Genomic DNA, 22,859 nt, shown 5'->3' with positions numbered 1-22,859 from the left:
GGCGACGGGGGCCTCGGCGAGCGGCCGGTCCTGGGCGGCCTGGCCGGTGCCCGGGGCGCCCTTGAGCACCACCAGCGCGGTGGTGCCGGCGGCCAGGCCGGTGATCGCGAGGAACGCGCGACGCATGGGCGGGGCCTCTCTACAGCTCGAAGGTGGCGCGGTGGATCTGCCGGCGGGGCACCCCGGCCCGGCGCAGCACCCGGACCGACTCCTCGACCAGGCCGCCCGGGCCGCACAGGTAGACGTCACGTCGGGTCAGGTCGGGCAGCAGCCGGCGCAGCCCCTCCGGGCTCATCACCTGGCGCGGGCCGGGGTCGTCACGGGAGCCGATCACGTACCAGACCGAGGTGTGCCGGGCCTGGGCGAGCCAGTCCAGCTCGTTGTGCAGCAGCACGTCGGCCGGGGTGCGGGCGCGGTAGATCAGGGCCGCACCGGGCGGCAGCTCCTCCAGCAGGGCCCGCAGCGGGGCGATGCCACTGCCCCCGGCGATCAGCAGGGCCCGCTCCCGGGTCCGGTGCGCGGCCGTGAAGGTGCCGGACGGGCCCTCCGCCCAGGCCCGGGTGCCCGGGGTGAGATCCCGCAGGTCGGCGGTGTGCCGGCCGACGACCTTCACGGTGAGCCGCAGCCACCGGCCGTTGCCCGCCGCAGAGAGCGAGAACGGGTGCGACTGCCACCAGCAGCCGGGGTTGAGGAAGCGCCACCGGAAGTACTGCCCGCCGAGCAGGTCGATCTGGTTGAGCCGGTGCCCGGTCAGGTAGATCGAGACGGTGTCCGGGCTCTCCGCCACCACGTCGGCGACGCGCAGCCGGTGCCGCAGGTTGAAGCGCAGCGGGGCGATCAGCCGGCCCCACACCAGCGCGGCCACCACCAGCAGGTACGCGGCGATCCAGCCGGTGCGCACCGGGCCGGGCTCGTGGAGCTGGGCGCCGTTGCTGAACTGGTGGGCGTAGCCGAGCAGCAGGGCGAGGTAGCTGGTCAGGTGCAGGTGGTACCAGAGCTCGTAGGGCAACCGGCGGCGGACGCCGCGGACCGCGGTGCAGCCGACCGCCACCATGATCCCCGCGGCCACGAAGGCGGAAACCATGTCCTCGTAGTGGGTCAGCAGGGCGCCGACCTGGCCGAGGACGGAGTTCCGCTCCAGCCGGGCGTAGCCCACCACCAGCAGCGCCAGGTGGGCGAGGACCGCCACCAGCAGCGTGGCGCCGAGATCCCGGTGGGCCCGGGAGAGCCGCTCGCCGCCCAGCCAGCGCTCCAGCACCCCGAGCCGGCTCATCATGAGCACCTGGACCAGCAGCAGGTAGCCGGCGACCAGGCCGGTGATCCGGCCGGCCGCGGTGAGCACCGTGGTCGTGTCGGCCAGCGACCCGGGCGGGGTGGCGAGCCACCAGGGCAGCACGGCGGCGACCAGGCCGAGCCAGAACACGGCGACCAGCGCCCGCCGCCCGCCGGGGCCGCGGCGCGGCCGGCCCGGCGGTGCGGGGGCAGCCGGACGGCCGCCGTACGGGGCGGATGCCCGGGTACGGCCGCCGGCGGCGTAGGTGTCCTGATATGTCACGCGTACAGCTTCATGGGGGTGTACTTCTGCCTGGGGAAGACCTTGTCCACCTGCGCGGTCGTCAGTCCGAACCGACCCTGCGCGACCGACCCGTAGACGTTGAACATGTTGTTGTACTCGGGTACGTCTCCGCTGTCCAGATCGTTCAACCCGTTCCACGTGCCGAGGAGCGAGCCGGCGAGCTTGCGCCCGGACAGGATGGTGACGACCCCGCCGTGGCCGTGGTCGGTGCCGCCCTGGTTCGAGGCGACGCGCCGGCCGAACTCACTGGACACCATGATCGTCACGTCGGCGGCCCGGTCGCCGAGGTCGGTGAAGAACGCCGCCATGGCCTTCGCCAGCTCGTTGAGCCGGCGCCAGAGCTGGCCGCCCTCGCGGGTGCCCTGGTTCTCGTGGGTGTCGTAGCCGCCCATGCCGACCGTCGCCACCCGCACGTTGGCCCCGCCCTTGATGAGCTGGGCGAGCTGCTGGAAGGCGTTGCCGACGCCCTCGTACTTCACCCCCGCGGCGGCCGCGTACGGCTTCGCGGCGAGCTTCTGCGCGGTGGCCAGCGCGCCCATCCCCTCGATCACCGCCTCCTCCACCGGGTGGTTGATCCCGGTGAACAGGCCGCGGATCGCCCTCTCGGTCGCGGCACGGTATTTGTCGTCGCCGTTGAGCCGCAGCTCCCCGACGTTGTTGAGGGAGATCGCGCCGTTCACGCCCACCAGCGAGCGGGGCAGGGTGCTGCCGATGCCGACGCTGCGGAACGCGGTCCCCTTGCCGAGGGTGTCGACCAGGCTGTCCAGCCAGCCCCGGCCGCCGGTCTCGCCGGGCAGGCCGCCCAGGTTGCAGGCGTCGGCGGCCTGGAAGTGGCTGCGCGACAGCCGCGGGTCGGACACCGCCGGCACGAACCCGAGCTGGCCGGCCTTGAGCCACTTGTCCAGCGGGGCGAACGCGCTGGTCAGCTTGAAGCCACGGCCGAGGGCCAGCGAGTCGTTGCCGAGCAGCAGGTCGGGACGGCTCTTGCCGAGCACCGGGTCGTCGGCCGGTGCGACCAGGCTCAGCCCGTCCAGCCCGCCGTAGAGGAAGACGTGGATGAGGGTGCCCGTCTTCGTCGCCGCGAAGGACGCCGAGGTGGTGACGAACTGGGCGGTGGCCAGGGCGGTCGCGGTGGCCGCGGCGCCGGCGACGAAGGTACGCCGGGTGACGCCCCGGCCGTCCTGCTGGGCCTCCTCCAGCTCCTCCAGCCGGCGGTACCGGTCCGCCTCGGCGGCGTTCTCCGCCGCGACGATCTCCGCCTCCGCGCGCAGCAGCGCCTCGGCCGGGTTGTCGGCCAGCCGCCGCAGGTCGGGGCATTCGGGGTGCAGGGGGTACGGGTTCACGGTCATCTCCATCGAATGCCTCACCGGAGGTGGTGCTGGGGGGACGCGAGGATCGTCCGCGCGACCGCGGCGATGGCCCCGTTGAAGGTGGCGTCGACCCTGGTGCCGGCCGACACCCCGGCCACGCCGAGCACGAGGGCCTTCTCCCTGGCGCTCAGCTTCTGGTGCACCAGCCGCTGGGCCAGCGCGTCCACGTACGCCCCGGCGGTCGCCGGCGGCCTGGCCACCAGCTTCTCCGGCTTGACGTAGGTGAACTGCTTGCGCCAGCCGCCGACCAGGTCGCCGGCCTCGTTCCAGCCGTCGACCATGGTGCCCGCCGAGGTCCAGGCCACGTAGACGTCGGCGTAGCCGTCCGGGGTGGGCTTGCCCATCGGATACTGGCCCAGCTCGCGGAGCTTGTCCTGGATCTGCCGCAGCCCCTGGGCGAACGGGGTGCGCCGCTTGTCGCCCTCGAAGCCGGCGGACGCCTCGGGCCCCACGCCCAGCGCCCGGTACGTGGCGACCAGGTACTCCATCGGGCGGCGGACCTTCTGGCCGACGGAGGCCCAGAACTCCGAGGAGCTGAACAGGGTGGCCAGCACCGGGCGGATCTGCCCCTTGTTGGTGGTGTACGCCTTGGCCAGCCGGTCCACAAGCGACTTCGGCGGGGTGTCGGAGACGAACCGGGTGGCGAGGCTGCGGGCCACGTACTGCGCGGTCGACGCGTGCAGCGCGATGTAGGTGATGTACTGGTCGATCACCTTGTCGGCGGCCTTCGGGTCGGCCGAGTTGTTGGCGTGGCTGAAGCCGAGGATCTTCACCTTGCCGCGGTAGTGCCGGTCGGCGTGGAAGACGTACTTCCCGTCGGCCACGCCGCGGCCGGTCTGCAGCAGGGCGGCCTGGCGGACGTCCTTCTCCGTGTAGCCGCCGTCGACGCCGACCGAGTAGAGCTCCAGGTTCTCCCGGGCCAGGTTCTCGTTGACCGCGTCCTTGCGCGAGTCGGTCTGGTTCAGGTAGATCAGCAGCGCCGGGTGCTTGTTGGCGGCGACCAGCATCTCCGGGTAGCTGCCCAGCGCGTGCTTGCGGATGACGTCCTGGTCGAAGGAGTTGCGGTAGATCTCGCCGCCGTCGAAGTCGGCCGCCACGTGCAGGAAGTCGTTCCAGAAGTCGACCATCACCTCGAAGAGCTGCCGGTCGGACCAGATCTGCCGCGCGATGGTGGCGTCCACCGTCTCCCGCTCCGGCTGGGCCCCCCGCTCGTTGAGCTGGTCCCGCTGGTCGCGCAGCTGGGTCGGGGTCAGCTTGAGGGTGGGCAGCTCGGCCAGCTTCAGCTCGGCCTTCGTCGGCGCGATCTTCTCCGGCTGGAGCTGCTGGCGCAGCCAGTCGTCGATGCCGAGCCGCTTGATGTCGGCGAGGACCTTCGGCGTCGGGCCGAAGGTGGCCCGGCTGGCCAGGTGACGGACCGGGTCCTTGGCGAGCACCGTCTTGACGGTCACCTGGGTGGCCGCCGCGGCGGCCGCCGGGCTGGCGAAGATCCGGCCACCGGCCGGGGCGTTGCGCTTGAGCGCCGCGCCGGCCCGCGAGCCCATGTAGCTCTCGTTCTGCTCGGTGTAGGTGCGCACCGTGCTCGGCTGCTGGCCGCTCGGGCGGGCCGCGGTGCCGTCGGTGACCACCGTGCCGGTGGCGTCGCCGGCCACCGGGTCGTCGGTGAACAGGCCGCGGACCTGCGGGGAGAGGCCGAGGGCGGCGCCACCGGCGACCACCGCGGCGCCGCCGAGCACGGCGAGGGCGCGGCGCCGGCCGCGGCGCGGCTCCTGGTCGTCGTCCAGGTTGGGCAGTCCGGGGCCGGGCGGCGGGGCGTACCCGCCCGACGGTGCGGCATAGCCGCCGGACCGCTGCGGGTGGCCACCGCCGGCGAAGCCCTCCGGCCCGACCCACTTCGGGCCGGACGCCGGGGGCGCCGGGGTGGCGTAGCCGCCGGGGCCGGCGTAGGGCATGGCGTTGTCGAGGTCGCGGTACCCGTCCGGATGGGGGTGCGGGAATCCGTCCCGGCCGCGGTCGTCCCGGGGTCGACGCGGTGGCACGTTGAGGTCGGCCATGTAGCTGTCCCGTTTTCTTCGAGTGCCGGCTCGCCTGCCACCCAGGGGGTGGGTGGAGGGGCGGCGACGGTTGCCGGAGGAGTTGCTACGGGAAGGTAACCAGGCGCTCCGGGGCGCTCAAGGCACGCCGACGGGGCCCGTGATGGCACTTAAGACGGTGCTCAGGCCGGGCGTCCGGCGACCGGTGCGGCCGGACCGGGCCGGCGGCGGCCGGAGCAGGGGCGACCCGGGCGGTGACCACCGGGACGTAACGTTTTCGCCCGTCGCGACGCTGTTCGCGGCGTTCAACCGCTCAGGCAAACTTAAGGCACGGATAAGGCCGTGCTGAGGTCTCCGACCGGTGCGTCCGGGCCCGTCCCACTCACCGAAACCAGCGGCGGGAGCGGCGCGTGACCCGCCTCCGTTGCGGGTATGCCGCCGAACCGCTGAAGCCGTGAGGGGAAGGCACCGCCATGCTCAGCAAAGAGGATCAGCGCAGGTTCGAACAGATCACCCGCCAGCTGCGGGAGAGTGACCCGCAGTTCTTCGCCCGGCTCGACCACCGGGCCCGGGGCCGCCGCGGCCGGTACCTGATGCTGTTGACGATCGTGCTGTGGGCCTCGCTGCCGGCGATGACCGTGCTGGCCGGACGGCTGGCCGGCGCGATCTGCGCCGTGGTGCTGCTCGTCAATGCCGGCCTCATGTGGCGGTTCCGCCGACGCTGGCTATGACCGCGGCGCCGGTGGCGTGGGTCAGCGCGGGTCCTCCGGTCCCGCCGCCTCGCTCCGGCCGAACTCCCGGTACGCGCGGCGGAGCCGCTCGACCAGGCCCGGGCCGCCGATCGCGGCCCCGGGCGGACCGAGCTGGCGCAGCAGCAGCTCCGGTCCGGTGGCCAGGGTGGGCGGCCGGTCCGGCAGCGCCACCGGGGACAACCAGAACCGGTCGACCTCGTCGTCCGGCGGGACCGCCGGCAGCCCGCCCAGCACCCGTGCGGCGCCGGCCACGGGCTGCGCCGCCGGTCCGGGCCCGACGCCCGCGTCCACCGGCACGGCCGGTCCGTCCAGGGCCGCCGCCGGGCCGCCGGGGGTGGCGGCGCCGCGCAGCGTACGCAGCCGGTCGAGCAGCTCGCCCCGGGCCCGCCCGCGCCAGTGCAGGAGCTGGAACGGGTCGGCGTCGAACGCCTCGGCGAGCAGGTAGACGGTTGCCGCGAGGTGCTTGCAGGGCACCGCGAAGTCGGGGCACCCGCAGTGCTGCTCCAGCTCGCCGACGGCGGCCGGGAAGAGCGGCGCGCCCGCCGCGGCGAACAGCTCCTCCAGCTCGGCCGGCAGGTCACCGGCGAGCAGCCGGGCGCTGAAGAACGCCTGCCCGGCCAGCTCCGCCTCGATCCGCTCCCACACCTCGTCCGGGTACGCGGCCAGCCCGATCCGCACCGGGTAGGGATCCGGCCGGGAGCCCTGCACGGTGGCGGTGACCAGCCCGGGCGTGACGTCCAGCCGGAGCACCTGGCCCCGGCGCGCGTAGGCCCGGCCCCGGGTGAGCCGGGTGCCGAGCGCGAAGGACTCCAGCACCTCCAGGAACCGCCGGGACCACCAGGAGCGCCCGATCGCGCCCCGGGTGCTGCGCGCCTTCAACCCGCCCTCGACCCGCCGCGGCGGCCCGAACTCGGCGAAGCGCGATGGTCCGTCCGGTGTGGTCACTCGACCACCGCCCCGGACTCCAGCGCGAACAGCTCGCGCAGGGTGTCGGTGGACAGTTCGGTGACCCACTGCTCGCCGCTGCCCACCACCCGCTGGGCCAGGCTCCGCTTGTCGGCGATCATCGCGGCCACCTTCTCCTCGACCGTGCCGGCGCAGACGAACTTGCGGACCTGCACCCGGCGGCGCTGGCCGATGCGGAAGGCCCGGTCGGTGGCCTGGTCCTCGACGGCCGGATTCCACCAGCGGTCCACGTGCACCACGTGGTTCGCCGCCGTGAGGGTGAGCCCGGTGCCGCCGGCCTTGAGCGAGAGCACGAAGAGCGGCGGGCCCTCCGGCGACTGGAAGCGGGTCACCATGGCGTCCCGTTCGGCCTTGCCCACCCCGCCGTGCAGGAACAGCACCTCCCGGCCGGTACGCGCCGACAGGTGGCCGCGCAGCATCCCGCCGAACTCGGCGTACTGGGTGAAGAGCAGGGCCTTCTCCCCGGCCGCGAGCACCTCGTCGACGATCTCCTCCAGCCGTTCCAGCTTGCCGGAGCGGCCGGGCAGGGCGGAACCGTCGTGCAGCAGTTGGGCCGGGTGGTTGCAGACCTGCTTGAGCCGGGTCATGGTGGCCAGCACCAGGCCGCGGCGTTCGATGCCGTCGCTGGACTCGATCTTCGCCATCATGTCGTCGACGACCGCCCGGTAGAGCGCGGCCTGCTCGGCCGTGAGGTTGCAGAGCACCTCCATCTCCAGCTTCTCCGGCAGGTCCGTGATGATCGACGGGTCGGTCTTGAGCCGGCGCAGCACGAACGGGCCGGTGATCCGCCGCAGCCGCTCGGCCACCTCGGCGTCGCCGTGCCGCTCGATCGGCTCGGCGAACTTCTTCCGGAAGGTGGCGGCCGGCCCGAGCAGCCCCGGGTTGGCGAACTGCATGATCGACCAGAGGTCGGCGAGCCGGTTCTCCACGGGTGTGCCGGTGACCGCGACCCGGTGCCGCGCGGGCAGCGACCGGACCGCCTCGGCCTGCCGGGTGGAGGCGTTCTTGATCGCCTGCGCCTCGTCGACCACCACCCGGTGCCAGTCGATCCCCGCCAGCTCGAAGGCGTCCCGGGCGGCCACCGAGTAGGTGGTCAGCACCAGGTCCGCGGCGTGCACGGCGGCGGCGAACGCCTCACCCCGGGCCCGTTCGGCGCCGTGGTGCACGTGGATCCGCAGCGCCGGCGCGAACTTCGCCGCCTCCCGTTGCCAGTTGCCGACCAGCGACATCGGACAGACCAGCAGCGTCGGCCCGGCCGCCGGCGGGTCCCCGGCGAGCAGCGCGAGCAGCTGCACGGTCTTACCCAGCCCCATGTCGTCGGCGAGGATCCCGCCCAGCCCGAGGGACTGGAGGAAGGCCAGCCAGGCCAGCCCGCGCCGCTGGTACGGCCGCAGCGCCCCGGCGAACCCGGGCGGCGGGTCGGCCGGGGTGAGCCGCCGCTCCGCCTCACCCGCCAGCAGCTCGCCCAGCGCGCCGTCGGCGGCCACCTCCAGCACCGGCAGCTCGCCGGGTCCCTCGGCCCCGGCCAGCCCCATCCGCAGCAGGTCGGCCACGGTCAGCTCCCCGGAGGAGCGGAGCAGCCGCAGCCCGGCCTCGAGCCGCTGCGGGTCCAGCTCGACCCAGCGGCCGCGCAGCCGGACCAGCGGCGACTTCAGCTCGGCCAGCGAGGCCAGCTCGTCGGCGGTCAGCGGCTGGTCGCCGAGGGCCACCTCCCAGCGGTAGTCGACCAGGGCGTCCAGCCCGAGCCCGCCGGCGGCGACGGCCACCGTGCCGGGCGCGGTCCGGCTGCGGGCCCGCAAGCGCGCGCCGAGGCGGGACGAGGAGCGCCGCCACCAGGAGGGCAGCAGGACCCCGAAGCCTGCCGCGTGCAGCACCGGCGCGCCCTCCCGCAGGAACCGGTGCGCGCCGTCGGCGTCCAGCTCCATCCCCTCCGGCGCGGCGGTGCGCAGCGGGGCGTCCAGCTCGGGCCAGAGCCGGCTGGCCCGGCCCAGCTCGGCCAGCAGGGTTTCCTGCGGGTCGACGCCCCGCGCGGCGAGCGCGGGTGCGGGCCGCTGCCAGATGTGCGCCGCGTCGACCACCAGCCCCGGCTCGTCCGTCGGGTGCAGGCCGAACTCGACCCGCCAGGCGCCGCCCTCGACCAGCTCGGCCACCGGATCGGCGGCCGGCTCGACCAGGCGGAAGGCCGCCCGTACCGGCCCGCCGGCGGCGTCGCGCTGCCAGGCGTCCAGCTCGGCCCGGAGGGTGGCCAGGGCGGCCGGCTCGGCGGCGAAGACCCGCTCCGGGCCGGTGAGCGCGGCCAGCCAGGCCGGCACCGGCCCGCCCGGGCGCATGCCCCGGGGCAGCCGGGTGTCGGCGAGAGCGGCCCGGGCGGCGGCGTCGACCAGCGCGTCCAGCGCCTCGGCCACCGACTCCGCCAGCTCGGCACCGCCGACCGCCACCACGCTGCCCGCCGCGACATCACCCCGGGACGCCGACCCAGGCTCCGACACCGCCCCTCCGGAGCCGTCCGGGGCGGGCGCGAGCGGGCCGTCCGCCGCTGTGGGTGCGTCTGTTGTGGCCCGGGCGACCACAGACGCACCCGGATCCGGGGCGACCGGGTGCCACTCGCGGGCGGCGCGGGCGGCCGGGGGCAGGGCGAGGGCCAGCGAGCGGGCCCAGGCCGCGTCGGTGCCGGTGAGCAGCGGACGCCAGACGGCCCACGCGGTCGCCACGTCCGCGTCGTTGATTACGCGCAGGCCCCGGGGGCCGGTGCGGATGGCCGGATCCTGGCCTCGCCGCCCGCGGGCATTCCCCGACTCCGCCGACACCACCCGGTCAGCCGGCCCCACCGCCGCCGGTGCGGCAGGGGCCGCCAGGTTGTCGGGACCGGCGACGCCGGGCAGCACCCGGCCGCGGGTGACCAGGTCGGCGGCGAAGTCGGCCAGCTCGGCCAGGTGGCGCAGGCTCGCCCCGGGCACCGCCTCCCCCGCTTCCCGCGACCGGAGCAGGGCGAACGCGGCGTCCGGGGCGTACGCCAGGGCGGGGACCCGCCAGCCGGCGCGGGTGACCGGCCCGCGGACCGGCTCCCCGACGGTGGTCCGGACCAGCTCGGGGGAGTCCGTGGGCGAGCCGGCCCGGGTGGGCAGGTCAAGCAGCACGGAGACCGGCTCGCCCGCCGGGTCGCCGAGCGCGGCGGCGAGGGCGGCGTGGTCGGCGGCGAAGGGGTGCGGCCGCTCGCGCGGGGCGCGGCCCGGCCGGCGGGGCGCCCGGGCCGGCAGCGTGCTGTCCTCGCCCCAGACGGCGAGCCCGCGGCCGGACAGCCACAGCCCGTGGATGACCAGCACGCACTCCCCCTCGACGACGCCCGGGGCCAGGATAGGCGGCCGGCGCGGGCTACTGTCGGCGCCATGGTCGATCTGCTCGTGATCGGCGGGTTGGGCGTGGACATCCGCGCCCAGGTGCCCGCCCTGCCCCTGCCGGCCGCCGACTCGCTGGCCGTGCCCCCGATCGAGCTGCGGATCGGCAACACCGGCGCCGGGGTGGCGCTGGCCGCGCACGCCCTCGGCCTGCGGGTGGCGCTGGTCGACGTGCTCGGGGCCGACCCGGCCGGCGACGTGGTCCGGGCGGCGCTGGCCCGCACCTCGGTGCGCACCGTGCTGGCCGAGGCCCCGGCCGGCACCCGCCGCTCGGTGAACATGGTCGACCCGGCCGGCCGGCGGATGTCGCTCTACGACCCCCGTCCCTGGTCCGGCCCGGCGCCGTTCGCCGAGGCGGAGCTGGCCGGGCTGGTGCGCGCGGCGGCACACGTGCACGTGTCGATCATGGACTGGGCCCGGGACGCGCTGCCGACCGTGCGGGCCGCCCTCGGCACCGGGGTGACCCTCTCCACCGACCTGCACGACTGGGACGGCGAGAACGACTACCACCGGCCCTTCGCCGACGCGGCCGACCTGGTCTTCGTGAGCGACGTCCGGCTGGGTGACCGGGCCGGGAAGGTGGCGGCCGGGCTGGCGCCGCGGACGGTGCTGGTGACCGGCGGGGCGGCCGGCGCGACCCTGCATGGCGTGGACACCCCGCCGGTCCACGTGCCCGCAAGCACCCCGCCGGCGGTCGTGCGGGACACCAACGGCGCGGGCGACGCGTTCGCCGCGGGCCTGATCGCCGCCCGGCTGCGCGGCACCACCGCGCTCGACGCGGCCCGCTACGCCGCCCGGGTGGCCGCGGCCGCCTGCACCCACGACGGCATGGAGTATCCGCCCGGCCTGCTGCCCCGCGACTGAGCCCGGTCAGACCGCCCCGGTCTCGCCGTCGGTCAGCTCGCGCAGGATGTCGGCGTGCCCCGCGTGCCGGGCCGTCTCCTCGATGAGGTGCACCAGCACCCAGCGCAGCGACACCTCGCCGAGCTGCGGGTGCGGCACCACGTGGTCGAGGTCGAAGCGGGCCGCGACGGCCCGGGACCGGGCGCAGGCGGCCCGGTAGGCGGTGGCCAGCCCGTCGACCGTCTCGCCCGGGTCGAGGGTGAAGCTGGCCTCGGCGTCGGCCTCGCTGGTGAGGTGGACGTCGCCCGGCTCGGGGGCGAACAGGCAGGGCAGCCAGTTCCGCTCGACCAGGGCCAGGTGTTTGAGCAGCCCGGCCAGGGTGGTGCGGGAGGGCACCAGGCGGCGGGCCGCCTCGGCGTCGGAGAGCCCGCCCGCCTTGCGCAGCACGGTCGCCCGGTGGAAGTCGAGGAACGATTCGAGGATGGCCCGCTCGCCGCCCGTGCGGGCGAGGACCGGACCGAGGGTGGGGTCGATCGTCGGGTCCGCCATTCCCGGACCCTAGTCGGCCGGGCCGCCGGCCCGCTGCCCCCGGCATCCCGCTGCGGACGGGCGCTGCCCGGGGCAGGATGGGCGCATGGCTTCCACGGTGCAGATCCCTCTGGTGGGCGGCACGGCCGACGGCGAGACCGTCACCGTCGAGCTGGACAGCAACGGGCGCCCGCCGCTGACCCACCACCACATCGGGCCGGAGGGGCTGGCGCACGCGCAGATCTACGAGCTGGAGTCGCGCGAGCCGCAGGAGCGCCCGTGGGTCTACACCTGGCGGGGACCGGCGGCCTGACCACCGCTGCGGGCCCGCCGCGACCTGGCCGAGCTGGGCCGCTCAGGCCGCGACCCGGCTCAGCGCCCGCGATCGGATGCTCTCCAGCACCCCCCTGGTGACCTGGGAGGTGCCCCGGGCCTGCTCGCACACGGCGGCCACCCGCCGGGCGGTCTCGTCGGCCCGCCCCTCGCGCTCGTCCCACAACCGGTCCACCTCGGCCAGCAGGGGGCCCTCCACCTCACGCTCCACGCCGCGCAGCGCCGGCACCCCGAGCCGCTGGGCCAGGTCGAAGACCTTTCCGGCGTACGGCAGGGGCAGGAACGGGGTGCCCATCATGGCCGCGAAGATCAGGAAGTGCAGGCGCATGCCGACCGCCAGGTCGAAGTGCTTCATGAGGCCGAGCACCTGCCGGGGCGTGTAGTCGTTGTGCAGGATCCGGCCCCGCTCGGCGGCCACCATGTGCGACATCACCCCGTGCGAGTGCCGGATGTCGTCGCGTTCCATGGGCACGAAGAGCACGTACGCGTCGATCCGGTGCACCAGGAAGTCGCTGATCTGGGCGAGCAGCCGGTGGTAGCCGTCGACGTCGAGGCGTTCCGCGGCCCGGCCCGGTTCGCGGACGCTCAGCCCGACCAGCTGCTTGCCGGCCGGCACGCCCTCCTCGCGCAGCCAGCTCTCCGGGAACTCGTCCGGGGTGAGCAGGAACGCCGGGTCGGCGGTGACGGTGATGGGGTTCAGCAGCCCGGCCTCCTCCAGCACCATCCGGGACTCCTGGTCGCGCACGGTCACCTCGGTGGCCTGCCCCAGGGTCTCCCGCACCATCCCGGTGTCCACCCCCTCGCTGAGCGGACCCACCCCGACCGCGTACGTGAGCAGCGGCAGCCCGCGCTCCTGGGCGACCCGGACCACCCGCAGGTAGCGGCGGGCCTCCTTGTCGTAGAGGATCCCGCCACCGCCGAGGACGAGCAGGTCGAGCTCGGCCAGGACCACCGACGAGTCGACCCGGCTGACGCCCTCCCAGGGCACCGCCTCCACGTCCGGATGGGCCAGCGCGGTGTGCGCCGGGTTCCGGGAGAAGACGATGATCCGCGCGTTCGGCTCCTGCTGGCGCAGGTCGGCCAGGAGGCCGGTGAGGATCGCCTCGTCGCCCAGGTTGCGACCGCCGTACGAGCCGAGCACACCGATGGTCAGTCCGGCGCCATCCGTCATCGTCGCTCCTCCCCAGGTGCGTCCCGGTGCGCGTTCCCGCTGGTCGCCGCGACATACCTGGGCGGGACGCCGGTCAGGCGGTGGCCCCGCCGACCAGACGGGAGACCAGGGCGGAGACCACCTGGTCGGCGTCGAACCCGGCGTCGATGGACGTGGTGAGCAGGTCGAGCAGGAGCCCGTCGATCGCGTAGTGCAGCAGGGCGATCTCGAACGCGCCGCCGGGCAGCCCGGCGGCGACGTGGAAGGCGACGTCGTCGGCGTACCCCCGGCGCAGCACGTCGCCGAGCGCGGCCCGCAGCTCGGGGCGGCGGGAGGCCTCCAGCCGCAGCTCGAACAGGGCGCGGGTGAGGTCGGGCTCCCGGGTGGTGCGCTCGACGATGTAGCGCAGGTAGTCGGTGACGAGCGCGAGGGAGGGCTCGCGGCCGCCCAGGTCGGCCAGCACCGCCGGATCGGGCGCCATGCGGTTGAAGATCCGCTCGGCCAGCCCGGCGAGCAGCGCCGCCCGGGACGGGAAGTAGTTGGAGGCGGTGCCGGTGGGCACACCCGCCTCGGCGTCCACCGCGCGGTGGGTCAGCCCTCGCGCACCACCGGCGGCGAGCACCCGCAACCCGGCGTCGGCGAGCAGGGTGCGGCGTTCCGGATTCCTGGCCATGCCAGCACCCTAGCAATAACCACGACAGATGTTGTATATTCTCTCTCGACCACGACAGCCGTTGTGGTTGAGTCCGGACATCGGAGTCGGTTTGCGCAAGCTCGTGTACTACGTCGCCAGCACCCTCGACGGCTTCATCGCCGCTCCCGACGGGTCCTACGACTTCCTCCCGCTGGAGCCCGACGTGGCGGCCCACCTGAGCGCCGAATGGCCCCAGACCTTCCCCACCTTCACCCACGCCCAGTACGGCATCGTCTCGCCGCCGGCCGGCCGCTTCGACGCCCTGCTCATGGGCCGGGGCACCTACGACCCGGCGCTGAAGTTCGGCATCACCAGCCCCTACGCCCACCTCAAGCAGTACGTCTTCTCCCGCTCGCTGCCCCCGTCCGACGACCCGCAGGTGGAGATCGTCGACACCGACCCGGTGGCCTTCGTCCGCGAGCTGAAGGGGCAGCCCGGCGGCGATATCTGGCTCTGCGGCGGCGGCCAGCTCGCCGGTCAGCTCCTTGACGAGGTCGACGAGCTGGTGGTCAAGCTGCACCCGATCGTGGCCGGCAGCGGCATCCCGCTGGCCGACCGGGGCTTCACGCCGAGCCGGTTCGCCCTTGTCGACACCCGGCCCTTCGACAGCGGTCTGGTGATCCTGCGCTACACCGCCGGGGCGCGGTAATCGGGTTGCCGCGGCCGAGCGGCGGCGCGCACGGTGGGGCGGTGACCAGCCTGACGAAGAGCCGGATCCGCTGGGCCGACCTGCCCGCGCCCGTCCGCGCCGCGGTCGAGGAGATCCTCGGCGACCGGGTGGTGGCGGCGGAGTCGCAGCACGGCGGCTTCTCCCCCGGCACCGCCGACCGGGTCCGCACGGCCGGCGGCCGGCGGGCCTTCGTCAAGGCGGTCAGCCCGGCGCAGAACGACCGCAGCCCCACCCTGCACCGGGCGGAGGCGCGGATCGCCGCCGCGCTGCCGCCCGCCGCGCCGGCGCCCCGGCTGCTCGGCAGCCACGACGACGGCGACTGGATCGCGCTGGTCTTCACCGACGTCGAGGGCCGGCACCCGGCCACGCCGTGGGAGGCCGGGGACCTGGCCGCCGTGCTGTCCACCCTGGAAGCGATGGCCGCGGTGCTCACCCCGGCCCCCGCCGCGGCGACCACCGCCGCGGCCGAGCAACTCGGGTACGACTTCGGTGGCTGGCGGCGGATCGCCGCCGACCCGCCGGCCGACCTGGACCCGTGGGCGCGGGCCCGGCTGCCCGAGCTGTGCGCGGCCGCCGACCGGGGGCTGGCCGCGCTGGCCGGCGAGACCCTCTGCCACGTCGACGTCCGGGCCGACAACCTGTTGGTCGGCCCGGACGGCACGGTCGCCGTGGTCGACTGGCCCTGGGCCTGCCGCGGCCCGGCCTGGCTGGACAGCCTGCTGGTCCTGGTCAACGTGCAGGTGTACGGCGGTCACGACCCGGAGGCGCTGCTGGCCGCCCTGCCGCTCGTCACCGGGGTGGACCCGGCGGACCTGACCGGTGTGCTGGCCGGGTTCACCGGCTTCTTCCTGGACGGCGCCCGCCAGCCGCCCCCGCCCGGCATCCCCACCGTCCGGGCGTTCCAGCGGCTTCAGGGCGACGCCCTGCTGCCCTGGCTCGCCCGCCGACTCGCCTGATCGTTCCGGCTGGGATCAGGGCTGCCTGGCGAAGGCCACGAAGGCGCGCCAGGTCTGCGGGGTGAAGGTCAGGACGGGACCGGCCGGATCCTTGCTGTCCCGGACGCCCACCACGCCGGGCAGGTTGTCGGCCACCTCAACGCAGGCGCCGCCGTTCGAACCCGAGCGGGTCGACTTGCGCCACCGGGCAGTGGTCAAATCCATGATCGTGCGGCCTCCTTGATCAGGTCGAGGGACTGCCGGCGGGACAGGGCTTCCCCGCGGACCGCCTCCCAGTGCCGTTGCAGCGTGACAATGTCCTCGCTCTGCTCCATCGTCTGCGCGCGGATCTGATGGTCGAGATACGCGACCACCGAGCCGTCACTCAGGCTGGCCAGGATGAAGCCGCCCTGCAACGCAGGGTAGAGCCCAGCCTCTTCGGGCACCACCAGGATCTGCACGTGCGGTAGCGCGGCCATTTTGACCAGGTGGGCGAGTTGCTGACCCATCAGCTCGGCGTGCCCCATGAGCGGGCGACGGAGCACCATCACATCGAGCACCGCGACGAGCTGACACGGGCGCTCCTCCCGGGTGAGAATGGCCTGCCGTCCGAGCCGGGAAGCCACCCGCTGCTCGATCTCCTCGCCGCTGAGCAGGCTCTCCGCCAGCGTCATCCGCGCATACGCCTCGGTCTGGAGGACGCCGGGAACGTAGGCCGGCTCGTACCAACGCAGCAGGGTGGCCGCGCGTTCGTCGTCGATCCATGCGCGCATCCATGGCGGGGCTCCCTGAACCAGCGAGGCGTGGCGGAGCAGTCGGCCGAACATTCCGCCCGTGTCCAGCGCCTGGTCCATCGCGGCCAGATAGTCGGACTTCGGCGGGCGCTGGCCGGTCTCCACACCGGAGACATGCGACGCGGAGTAGTTGATGCGGCGAGCCAGGTCCTCCTGGCTGAGGCCAGCTCGGAGCCGGGCCTGCCGTAGCTCACCGGCGATGAAGTCCCACCACGACTCGCCCACGCTCTCCCCCATCTGCCCAAATCAGCACGCCGCTTCCCCCGGTCTCCCACGGACGACTTCGGCCCTGCTCAGTGACCGCCCACAACGACCGAATGCCTTCCGAGCGTAGTGCCGTCCTCAACAGACTGTCACCGGTGGGCCGCCTCCCGTCCGGCCCGCCGCGGGGCCGCACCCGATCCCCCGAATGCCGGGGGCGGCCCCAACCCCCACGTTCCGTGACAAGGAAGGTCGTGATGAGCGGCGCCATGCTCCCCGTACCCCGGCTCGGACCGCACCCCGACCGGCCGCGCGCCTACCCGCCGGACCAGCCACCGCACCTGCCGCTCCGGCCGCTCTGGCTCTGCCGGGCCTGCGGGTCGCCGTGGCCGTGCGCCCAGGCCCGGCTGCTGCTCAAGGTCGAGTACGCCGACCATCCGGTCGACCTGGCCGTCTACCTGTCCGGGCTCTACCACGAAGCGACCCACGACCTGTTCCGGCTCAACCCGCACGACGGGCCCACCCCGCGCGAGCTGTTCGAGCGGTTCGTGGCGTGGGGGCCGTACCGCAGGGGCGTGGTCGAATGACGCCCTCAACCATCCGCCGGGTGGACCGCGTTCGTAGAGGGCGAGGGGGTGGGCATGTCGGAGACGTTCCACGAGTTCGTGGTGCAGCGGTCGCCCGCGCTGTCGCGGACCGCGTACCTGCTGACCGGGGACCACCAGCACGCCGAGGACCTGTTGCAGAGCGCGCTGGCCCGGACGTACCGGCACTGGCGGCGGATCCGCGACGGGGACCCGGAGGCGTACGTGCGCCGGGTCATGTACCACCAGCAGGTCTCGTGGTGGCGCCGGCGGCGGCTGGCGGAACGGCTGGACGCGACGCCGGTCGAGCGGGGCGGCGGTGACCACACCGAGGACACCGCGCTGCGGCTCAGCGTGGTGGCCGCGCTGCGCCGGCTCACCGCCCGGCAGCGGGCCGTGGTGGTGCTCCGCTACTACGAGGACCTGACCGAGGCGCAGGTGGCCGAGGTGCTCGGCTGCTCGGTGGGGACGGTGAAGCGGCACGGGCACGACGCCGTGCGCCGGCTCCGCGACCTCGTGCCCGACCTCATGGAGCGGACGCCGGAGAGGAGCGGGCGATGAGCGTACGGCTGCGGGAGGCGCTGCGGGAGGCGGCGGCCGAGGTGCCGGCGTACCCGGTGCACGACCGCGCGGTGCGGACCGCGCGGCGCACCCGGTGGCGGACGGCAGCGGCGGTCGCGGCGGTCGTGGTGCTGGCGGCGCTGGTGCCGGTGACGGTACGCGACGGCGGGCGGCCCGCGATCGCACCGGCCGGCGCGGACGGCCCCGCGCTGCCCGACCGCATCGGGCTGCCGGTGTTCGGCGCGCTGCACGCCACCGACCGGCCCCGGCTCGGCCCGGCCTCGGTGATCTTCAGCGGGCAGGCGCGCGGCCTCACCGGGTTGATCGACGAGAACGGCACCATCGGCATCGTCGGGGCGGACGCCGACCGCTACCGCACCTACGAGGTGGGCCACGAGGCGCCGGCCGGCGAGCAGGTGCTGCTCTCCCCCGACGGGCGGTGGATCGCCGAGCCGGACGGGTCCAGCGAGCATCCCCGGGTCGACCTCGTGGACCTGGTCGGCGGGACGGTCCGGCACCTGGCCAGCACGGTGCCGGGCAGCGTGACCACCGAGCCGGCCGGCTGGGCTCCGGACGGGACGGCGCTGGTGGTCCGGGACATCGTGCCGGCCAACCCGGAGGGCAGCGCCTACATCGACGTGCTGAGCCTGGTCCGCCTCGATACCGGTCGGGGGGTGCGCCTGATCGAGACCGAGCAGCTGCCGGTCTTCGGCACCCCGGTGGCGTTCACCGCCGACGGGTCCCGGCTGGCCTACCAGATCGGTGACAAGGTGCTCGTGAGCAGCGTGGACGGGCGGCAGATCACCTCCTTCCCGCTGCCGCCGGAGAGCGGGCTGGCCGGCAAGGGCGCCTGGCTGCCGGACGGGACGCTGGCCGTGTCGAGCCGCGACCCGGACACCACCCGGTGGCGGCTGAGCCGGGTCGACCCGGCCACCGGCCGGGACCTGGGTGCGCTGGCACTGCCCGCGGTCGACGGCGTCACCACCATCCGGCTGCTCGGCTGGTGGCCGGACGGTTCCGCGCTGGTGGTCGGGTACCGGCCCGATCCGGGCTCGCCCGAGCGCTTCGACGGTCCGGTGGCGATGGACCAGCGCACCGTGTACCCCAATGTGCAGACGGTCCGGGTGCTCGCGCTGGCCCCCGGCGCCGCCGCGCCCACCACCCTGCTCACCGCCCCGGACCAGGTGCTCGCCATCGACGTCGCGGACGAGGTGGTGCGGTCGGGCCGGGTCCGGGCCGCCGACCCGCCGTCCGGTGTGGGTGGCCGGTTCTGGTGGTGGGCCGGGCCGGTGGCGCTGGTGCTGCTCGGCGGCCTGCTGGTCCGCCGGGTGGTCACTCGGGGGCGCGTACCTCGTGGGTGAGGAAGGGCAGCACCGCCGCCGGCAGGGCGGGTGAGCCGACGATGTCGTAGTGGGTCAGCCCGGGCAGCACGGCCAACCGGGACGCGGGCCGGTCGGTGCCGTCCCAGCCGGCGTCCCGGTGGCCGCCGCCGAGCAGACCGAAGAACTCGGCCACGTGGTGCACCGGGATCGAGTCGGCGTCGGCGAAGACCAGCAGCACCGGCATCGGCAGGGCGGCCACCTCGGCCGACCAGTCGTACTCGCGGCGCAGCAGCTCACCCGTCTTGACCCAGAGCGCCGGCCAGTCCTGCGGGCGGGGCGCGATCCGCTCGTAGCGTTCGTGCGGCGGGGTGCCGCGCATCTGCTCGGCGACCCGTTCGTCCTGGGCGGCCATGGCGGCGAGCACCTCCGGGTACCAGCCCTGCCGCCGGCACGGCGTGGAGACCAGCACGAGGCGGCGGACCAGGGCCGGGTGCTGGATGGCGGCGCGCAGGGCCACCCCGCCGCCGAGCGAGTAGCCCAGCACGTCGGCCGGCGGCAGGTCGAGGTGGCGCAGCAGGGCGGCGACGTCGTCGGCCATCCACTCGTGCCGCAGCGGCCGGTCCGCGTCGGCGGTGCGGCCGTGGCCCTGGAGGTCGACCGTGACGACCTGCCGGCGCGCGGTGAGGGCGGGCAGGACGGGCGCGAACATCTCCGTCGACCCGTAGCCGCCGTGCAGCAGGACGAGCGGCTTCCCGGCGCCGTGGACCTCGTACCAGAGCCGCAGCCCGTTGACGTCGGCGTAGCTCACGTGGCGATCCTCCCGCCGTCACCGGTTCTCCAGGTGCGTTTGTCGTCGCCGGGGCGACAACAGACGCACCCGGACCGGCACTACTCCGTGACGTACCGGTGCAGTCGCCCTTCGTCGGTCTCGACCTCACCGTCCCGGCGCAGGCCGGCCTTCTCCAGCACCCGCACGGACGGGACGTTGGCCGGGTCGACGGTGGCCAGCACCCGCGTCACCCCGGGGAGGGTGAGGGTGTCGGCCACCAGGGCCCGGACCGCCTCGGTGACGTAACCCCGGCAGCGCCGGGACGGGACGATCCCGTAACCGAACTCGACCGACCCGTCGGTGGGCGGCCAGAACAACCCGATGCCGCCCACGGTGAGGCCGGTCTCCCGCTCGATGATGAGCCGGTGGCCGTGGGGCTGCCCGGGGCGACCGGCGATGATCCCGGCGATCACCCGCTCGCCGTCCGCGGGGAAGTCCGCCGCCCAGTGCGGGCGCCGCTCCCCGGCGACGACGGCGGTGGCCTCCTCGGCCGGCCAGGGGCGCAGCACGAGTCGTTCGGTGGTCAGTTCAGAAATGAACAACGCGATTCTCCAAGGTCGTGGAGCGACCCGGGCCGCGGCAGGTCAGTGGGCGCGACCCGGAAGAGGGCATGGCAGGGGAAGCTCATGGCGATCCATGGCCTCATCCCCCTGCGCCCACGACGGTCGCGTGTCCGCGCGTCGGCACTCTAACCCATGATCCGGATACGCCGCGCCCCCGTTGCCTCGGGCCAACGGGCAACGGGGGCGCGGGTTCCGACGGTCAGCTGACGCCGGTGACGGCCTTGACCAGGTTGATGCCGAAGTAGACCACGAACGCGGCGGCCACCGCCCACATCAGCGGGTGGATCTGCCGGGCCTTGCCCTGGGCGACCCGGATCGCCACCCAGCTCACGAAGCCGGCGCCGATGCCGTTGGTGATCGAGTAGGTGAACGGCATGAGGGTCATGGTCAGGAACGCCGGGACGGCGACACCCACGTCGGTGAAGTCGATGTCCTTGACCTGGCGGATCATCAGCGCGCCGACCACCACCAGCGCCGGGCCGGCGGCCTCGCTCGGCACCAGCGACACCAGCGGGGTGAGCAGCAGCGCGCCCAGGAAGAGCACGCCGGTGACCACGCTGGTCAGGCCGGTCCGCCCGCCGTCCGCGATGCCCGAGGACGACTCGACGTACGTGGTGGCCGAGGAGGCGCTGCCGGCGCCGCCGGCGACCGCGGCGACCCCGTCGACGAAGAGCACCTTGCCCAGGCGCGGCATGTCGGTGCCGTCCTCGGTGGCCAGGTTCGCCTGCCGGGCCAGACCGACGGTGGTGCCCATGACGTCGAAGAAGTCGGCCAGCACCAGGGTGAAGACCAGCAGCAGCGCGGTCACCAGGCCGACGTGGGCGAACGCGCCGAACGACACGTTGCCGACCAGGTGCAGGTCGGGGGTCTGGAACAGCGGGTCCGGCAGGGTCGGCACGTTGAGCCGCCACCCGTCCGGGTTGGGCTTGCCGTCCACGAGGGCCGGGCCGGGCTTGGCGAACGCGTTGACGATCACCGCGACCAGCGTGGTGGCGACGATGCCGATCAGGACGCCGGCCTTCACCTTGCGGGCGACCAGGATGCCGGTGACCAGCAGGCCGACCAGGAAGACGACCGTGGGCCAGCCGTGGAGCGTGCCGTTGCTGCCCGAGCCGAGCTGCAGCGGCACCCCGGTGCCGGCCCGGACCAGACCGCCGTCGACGAAGCCGATCAGCGCGATGAACAGGCCGATGCCGGCCGCGATGGCCGCCTTCAGCTCGGCCGGGATGGCCCGGAAGACGGCCTTCCGGAAGCCGGTGAGCACCAGCACGGTGATGATCAGGCCTTCGATGATGACCAGGCCCATCGCCTCGGCCCAGGTCATCTGGGAGGCGACCGCGTACGCCACGAAGGCGTTCAGCCCGAGGCCGGTGGCCACCGCGAACGGCACCCGGCCGACCACGCCCATCATGATCGTCATGACCGCCGCGACCAGGGCGGTGACCCCGGCGACCGGCGCGATGCCGAGGAGGTTGCCGTCCTTGTCCGGCGCGGTGCCGATGATCAGCGGGTTGAGCACGACGATGTACGCCATCGTCGCGAAGGTGGTGATCCCGGCGAGCACCTCGCGCCGGACCGTCGAGCCCCGGCGGGTGATCTCGAAGAAGCGGTCGAGGCGGCTCTGCGCGGCGGGTTCCGCCGGCTCCACCGGGACAGCAGGATCCTGCGTGGACACGCTCATGGCGTGGTCGTACTCCGTTCCGGGTTGGCCCAACCGGTCGCGCCGGCGGGGCGGTGGGGGTGCAGCCGTCCCGTTTCGGTTGGCCCGGAGAACGTCGGGACGGCTGGGCTCCACGGGTCCCGTGAAGCACTACGAAGCCGCGCCCCGGGTCGGGGCGAGCGACTTCGCGAGGCCCACCTTAACCGCCGGGTAACGGCAGATGACCTGCCCGTACGCGGGGAGCGGGCGCGGCCGTGGCCAAGGTCACGCGCGGGTCCGGTGCCGGGCGATCCATTGGGCGTTGAGCGCGTCGGCCTGCCGCGCGTGCCGGGGCCGGACCGGCACTCCGGCGGAGGGCAGCCCGAGCGCGTCGAGGACGCCCCGGGTCACCCCGGCCGGGTCGGCCGCCAGATCCTCGTACCGCAGGCGGTGCGGGGTGATCCCGTGCCGCGCGAACCACGCGTCCCAGGCCGCCTGGTGCTCCGCGATGGTGCGCAGCAGCTCGTCGATCCCGTCCGGGTCGTAGCGGGGTTCACCGGTGGGCGCGCCGGACGCGTCGACGGCGTCCGGGTCGGTGTCGGTCCACCGGCCGGTCTGCTCGGCGCGCAGCCAGGAGACCGCCTGCGCCAGCACGTCGTCGCGGCGCAGGTGCAGGAAGGCCGTCCGGCCGAACGCTCGACGCAGCAGCGCGTCGTCCGCGCCGGCCAGCTCCGGGTGCTCGGCGGCCAGCCCCTCGACCATCCGGTCCAGGGTGCCCCACATGAGCTTCGCGCCGAACACGCCGTTGGCCGTCCGGCCGGCGGCCAGGGCCGCCCGGACGTAGTCGCCGTAGCGCCACTCCCCGGCGGGCAGGCCCCACCGGCGGGCCCAGAGCGGCTCGTCCGGCACCCGGAAGTACGCCTCCGGCCGGCCGGCCACCCCGGTCGAGGCGAGCAGACCGCAGAGCAGCGAGCTGCCGGTCCGGGGCACCGCGCAGATGAGGTACGCGTCGACGCCGGTCACGCCCCGAGCCAATCGGAGCGGGCCGGGCCGCGGCAACCCGGTATCGGGCGGGCGGCGAAGCAGGGCCCGTGCGGACCAGCCGCGGCGGTACCAGGATCCCG

Annotated in this window: 22 protein-coding genes; 8 read left to right on the top strand and 14 right to left on the bottom strand. The window is 74.6% G+C overall.

Annotated features, from left to right (window positions below; genetic code table 11):
- Positions 1–139: 139 nt before the first annotated feature.
- Genes ACW0Q9_RS15795 through ACW0Q9_RS15785 form a run of 3 tightly spaced genes read right to left on the bottom strand, consistent with a single transcriptional unit; the run spans position 140 to position 4,997 of the window.
- The gene (locus ACW0Q9_RS15795; protein WP_456181969.1) at positions 140–1,555 is read right to left on the bottom strand and encodes a ferredoxin reductase family protein; all 1,416 of its coding nucleotides are present in this window, start codon (positions 1,553–1,555) and stop codon (positions 140–142) included.
- Positions 1,552–2,925 (bottom strand): DUF1501 domain-containing protein, encoded by a 1,374-nt coding sequence (locus ACW0Q9_RS15790; RefSeq protein WP_456181971.1) that lies wholly within the window; start codon positions 2,923–2,925, stop codon positions 1,552–1,554. The genes ACW0Q9_RS15795 and ACW0Q9_RS15790 overlap by 4 nt, the downstream gene beginning before the upstream one ends.
- Before the next feature lie 14 nt (positions 2,926–2,939).
- A complete protein-coding gene (locus ACW0Q9_RS15785) occupies positions 2,940–4,997 on the bottom strand; it encodes a DUF1800 domain-containing protein (RefSeq protein WP_456181967.1) in 2,058 nt (685 codons plus the stop codon).
- A gap of 452 nt (positions 4,998–5,449) precedes the next feature.
- On the opposite strand from ACW0Q9_RS15785, the gene ACW0Q9_RS15780 reads away from it, so the two are divergent.
- The gene (locus ACW0Q9_RS15780; RefSeq protein WP_456181965.1) at positions 5,450–5,707 is read left to right on the top strand and encodes a DUF3040 domain-containing protein; all 258 of its coding nucleotides are present in this window, start codon (positions 5,450–5,452) and stop codon (positions 5,705–5,707) included.
- Positions 5,708–5,728: 21 nt separating this feature from the next.
- Here the strand turns inward: ACW0Q9_RS15780 and ACW0Q9_RS15775 are convergent, their stop codons facing one another.
- Entirely contained in the window at positions 5,729–6,673 is a 945-nt protein-coding gene (locus ACW0Q9_RS15775) for an SWIM zinc finger family protein (protein ID WP_456181963.1), read from the bottom strand.
- Entirely contained in the window at positions 6,670–10,017 is a 3,348-nt protein-coding gene (locus tag ACW0Q9_RS15770) for an SNF2-related protein (RefSeq protein ID WP_456181961.1), read from the bottom strand. The genes ACW0Q9_RS15775 and ACW0Q9_RS15770 overlap by 4 nt, the downstream gene beginning before the upstream one ends.
- 63 nt (positions 10,018–10,080) lie before the next feature.
- Here ACW0Q9_RS15770 and ACW0Q9_RS15765 point away from each other — a divergent pair, with 63 nt between their 5' ends.
- The gene (locus ACW0Q9_RS15765; protein WP_456181959.1) at positions 10,081–10,953 is read left to right on the top strand and encodes a carbohydrate kinase family protein; all 873 of its coding nucleotides are present in this window, start codon (positions 10,081–10,083) and stop codon (positions 10,951–10,953) included.
- Positions 10,954–10,959: 6 nt separating this feature from the next.
- Here ACW0Q9_RS15765 and ACW0Q9_RS15760 read toward each other — a convergent pair whose 3' ends face one another.
- Positions 10,960–11,481, bottom strand: a complete 522-nt coding sequence (locus ACW0Q9_RS15760) for a DinB family protein (RefSeq protein ID WP_456181957.1) — start codon at positions 11,479–11,481, stop codon at positions 10,960–10,962.
- Positions 11,482–11,566: 85 nt separating this feature from the next.
- Between ACW0Q9_RS15760 and ACW0Q9_RS15755 the strand changes: the two genes are divergently transcribed.
- Entirely contained in the window at positions 11,567–11,773 is a 207-nt protein-coding gene (locus ACW0Q9_RS15755) for a hypothetical protein (RefSeq protein WP_456181955.1), read from the top strand.
- Between the two features lie 42 nt (positions 11,774–11,815).
- On the opposite strand, the gene ACW0Q9_RS15750 is transcribed toward ACW0Q9_RS15755, so the two are convergent.
- Entirely contained in the window at positions 11,816–12,964 is a 1,149-nt protein-coding gene (locus ACW0Q9_RS15750) for a polysaccharide pyruvyl transferase family protein (protein WP_456181953.1), read from the bottom strand.
- Positions 12,965–13,037: 73 nt separating this feature from the next.
- Positions 13,038–13,616 (bottom strand): TetR/AcrR family transcriptional regulator, encoded by a 579-nt coding sequence (locus ACW0Q9_RS15745; protein WP_456181951.1) that lies wholly within the window; start codon positions 13,614–13,616, stop codon positions 13,038–13,040.
- A gap of 91 nt (positions 13,617–13,707) precedes the next feature.
- Between ACW0Q9_RS15745 and ACW0Q9_RS15740 the strand changes: the two genes are divergently transcribed.
- Positions 13,708–14,286 (top strand): dihydrofolate reductase family protein, encoded by a 579-nt coding sequence (locus tag ACW0Q9_RS15740; protein WP_456181949.1) that lies wholly within the window; start codon positions 13,708–13,710, stop codon positions 14,284–14,286.
- A gap of 41 nt (positions 14,287–14,327) precedes the next feature.
- Complete coding sequence (locus ACW0Q9_RS15735; protein ID WP_456181947.1) at positions 14,328–15,263, top strand: phosphotransferase family protein; 936 nt, start codon at positions 14,328–14,330, stop codon at positions 15,261–15,263.
- 15 nt (positions 15,264–15,278) lie between these two features.
- Here ACW0Q9_RS15735 and ACW0Q9_RS15730 read toward each other — a convergent pair whose 3' ends face one another.
- Positions 15,279–15,467 carry a DUF397 domain-containing protein gene (locus tag ACW0Q9_RS15730; protein WP_456181945.1) on the bottom strand — a complete coding sequence of 63 codons (189 nt, stop codon included), beginning with the start codon at positions 15,465–15,467 and terminating at the stop codon, positions 15,279–15,281.
- Positions 15,458–16,273: a helix-turn-helix domain-containing protein gene (locus ACW0Q9_RS15725; RefSeq protein WP_456181943.1), complete on the bottom strand. Its 816-nt coding sequence runs from the start codon at positions 16,271–16,273 to the stop codon at positions 15,458–15,460. Before ACW0Q9_RS15725 ends, ACW0Q9_RS15730 begins: the two co-directional genes overlap by 10 nt.
- A gap of 221 nt (positions 16,274–16,494) precedes the next feature.
- On the opposite strand from ACW0Q9_RS15725, the gene ACW0Q9_RS15720 reads away from it, so the two are divergent.
- Genes ACW0Q9_RS15720 through ACW0Q9_RS15710 form a run of 3 tightly spaced genes read left to right on the top strand, consistent with a single transcriptional unit; the run spans position 16,495 to position 18,743 of the window.
- Complete coding sequence (locus ACW0Q9_RS15720) at positions 16,495–16,824, top strand: hypothetical protein (protein ID WP_456181941.1); 330 nt, start codon at positions 16,495–16,497, stop codon at positions 16,822–16,824.
- Positions 16,825–16,878: 54 nt separating this feature from the next.
- Positions 16,879–17,382: a SigE family RNA polymerase sigma factor gene (locus ACW0Q9_RS15715; protein WP_456181939.1), complete on the top strand. Its 504-nt coding sequence runs from the start codon at positions 16,879–16,881 to the stop codon at positions 17,380–17,382.
- Entirely contained in the window at positions 17,379–18,743 is a 1,365-nt protein-coding gene (locus ACW0Q9_RS15710) for a hypothetical protein (RefSeq protein WP_456181937.1), read from the top strand. Before ACW0Q9_RS15715 ends, ACW0Q9_RS15710 begins: the two co-directional genes overlap by 4 nt.
- Here ACW0Q9_RS15710 and ACW0Q9_RS15705 read toward each other — a convergent pair.
- The 4 genes from ACW0Q9_RS15705 to ACW0Q9_RS15690 all read right to left on the bottom strand — a co-directional run bounded on the left by ACW0Q9_RS15705 (position 18,715) and on the right by ACW0Q9_RS15690 (position 22,758).
- Entirely contained in the window at positions 18,715–19,512 is a 798-nt protein-coding gene (locus tag ACW0Q9_RS15705) for an alpha/beta fold hydrolase (protein WP_456181935.1), read from the bottom strand. The genes ACW0Q9_RS15710 and ACW0Q9_RS15705 overlap by 29 nt on opposite strands.
- A gap of 80 nt (positions 19,513–19,592) precedes the next feature.
- A complete protein-coding gene (locus ACW0Q9_RS15700) occupies positions 19,593–20,075 on the bottom strand; it encodes a GNAT family N-acetyltransferase (protein ID WP_456181933.1) in 483 nt (160 codons plus the stop codon).
- 220 nt (positions 20,076–20,295) lie between these two features.
- Positions 20,296–21,777: an NCS2 family permease gene (locus tag ACW0Q9_RS15695; protein WP_456181931.1), complete on the bottom strand. Its 1,482-nt coding sequence runs from the start codon at positions 21,775–21,777 to the stop codon at positions 20,296–20,298.
- Positions 21,778–22,020: 243 nt separating this feature from the next.
- The gene (locus tag ACW0Q9_RS15690) at positions 22,021–22,758 is read right to left on the bottom strand and encodes a Stf0 family sulfotransferase (protein WP_456181929.1); all 738 of its coding nucleotides are present in this window, start codon (positions 22,756–22,758) and stop codon (positions 22,021–22,023) included.
- Between the last annotated feature and the right edge of the window lie 101 nt (positions 22,759–22,859).

Source organism: Micromonospora sp. I033 (genome assembly GCF_053890995.1).
This window is presented reverse-complemented; position numbering and strand designations above follow the sequence as displayed.

Excerpts from the sequence above, each read along its gene's own strand:
- ACW0Q9_RS15790 (WP_456181971.1), bottom strand. The coding sequence starts at position 2,925 with ATGACCGTGAACCCGTACCCCCTGCACCCCGAATGCCCCGACCTGCGG.
- ACW0Q9_RS15785 (WP_456181967.1), bottom strand. The coding sequence starts at position 4,997 with ATGGCCGACCTCAACGTGCCACCGCGTCGACCCCGGGACGACCGCGGC.
- ACW0Q9_RS15780 (WP_456181965.1), top strand. The coding sequence starts at position 5,450 with ATGCTCAGCAAAGAGGATCAGCGCAGGTTCGAACAGATCACCCGCCAG.
- ACW0Q9_RS15765 (WP_456181959.1), top strand. The coding sequence starts at position 10,081 with ATGGTCGATCTGCTCGTGATCGGCGGGTTGGGCGTGGACATCCGCGCC.
- ACW0Q9_RS15760 (WP_456181957.1), bottom strand. The coding sequence starts at position 11,481 with ATGGCGGACCCGACGATCGACCCCACCCTCGGTCCGGTCCTCGCCCGC.
- ACW0Q9_RS15755 (WP_456181955.1), top strand. The coding sequence starts at position 11,567 with ATGGCTTCCACGGTGCAGATCCCTCTGGTGGGCGGCACGGCCGACGGC.
- ACW0Q9_RS15750 (WP_456181953.1), bottom strand. The coding sequence starts at position 12,964 with ATGACGGATGGCGCCGGACTGACCATCGGTGTGCTCGGCTCGTACGGC.
- ACW0Q9_RS15745 (WP_456181951.1), bottom strand. The coding sequence starts at position 13,616 with ATGGCCAGGAATCCGGAACGCCGCACCCTGCTCGCCGACGCCGGGTTG.
- ACW0Q9_RS15730 (WP_456181945.1), bottom strand. The coding sequence starts at position 15,467 with ATGGATTTGACCACTGCCCGGTGGCGCAAGTCGACCCGCTCGGGTTCG.
- ACW0Q9_RS15725 (WP_456181943.1), bottom strand. The coding sequence starts at position 16,273 with ATGGGGGAGAGCGTGGGCGAGTCGTGGTGGGACTTCATCGCCGGTGAG.
- ACW0Q9_RS15720 (WP_456181941.1), top strand. The coding sequence starts at position 16,495 with ATGAGCGGCGCCATGCTCCCCGTACCCCGGCTCGGACCGCACCCCGAC.
- ACW0Q9_RS15715 (WP_456181939.1), top strand. The coding sequence starts at position 16,879 with ATGTCGGAGACGTTCCACGAGTTCGTGGTGCAGCGGTCGCCCGCGCTG.
- ACW0Q9_RS15710 (WP_456181937.1), top strand. The coding sequence starts at position 17,379 with ATGAGCGTACGGCTGCGGGAGGCGCTGCGGGAGGCGGCGGCCGAGGTG.
- ACW0Q9_RS15695 (WP_456181931.1), bottom strand. The coding sequence starts at position 21,777 with ATGAGCGTGTCCACGCAGGATCCTGCTGTCCCGGTGGAGCCGGCGGAA.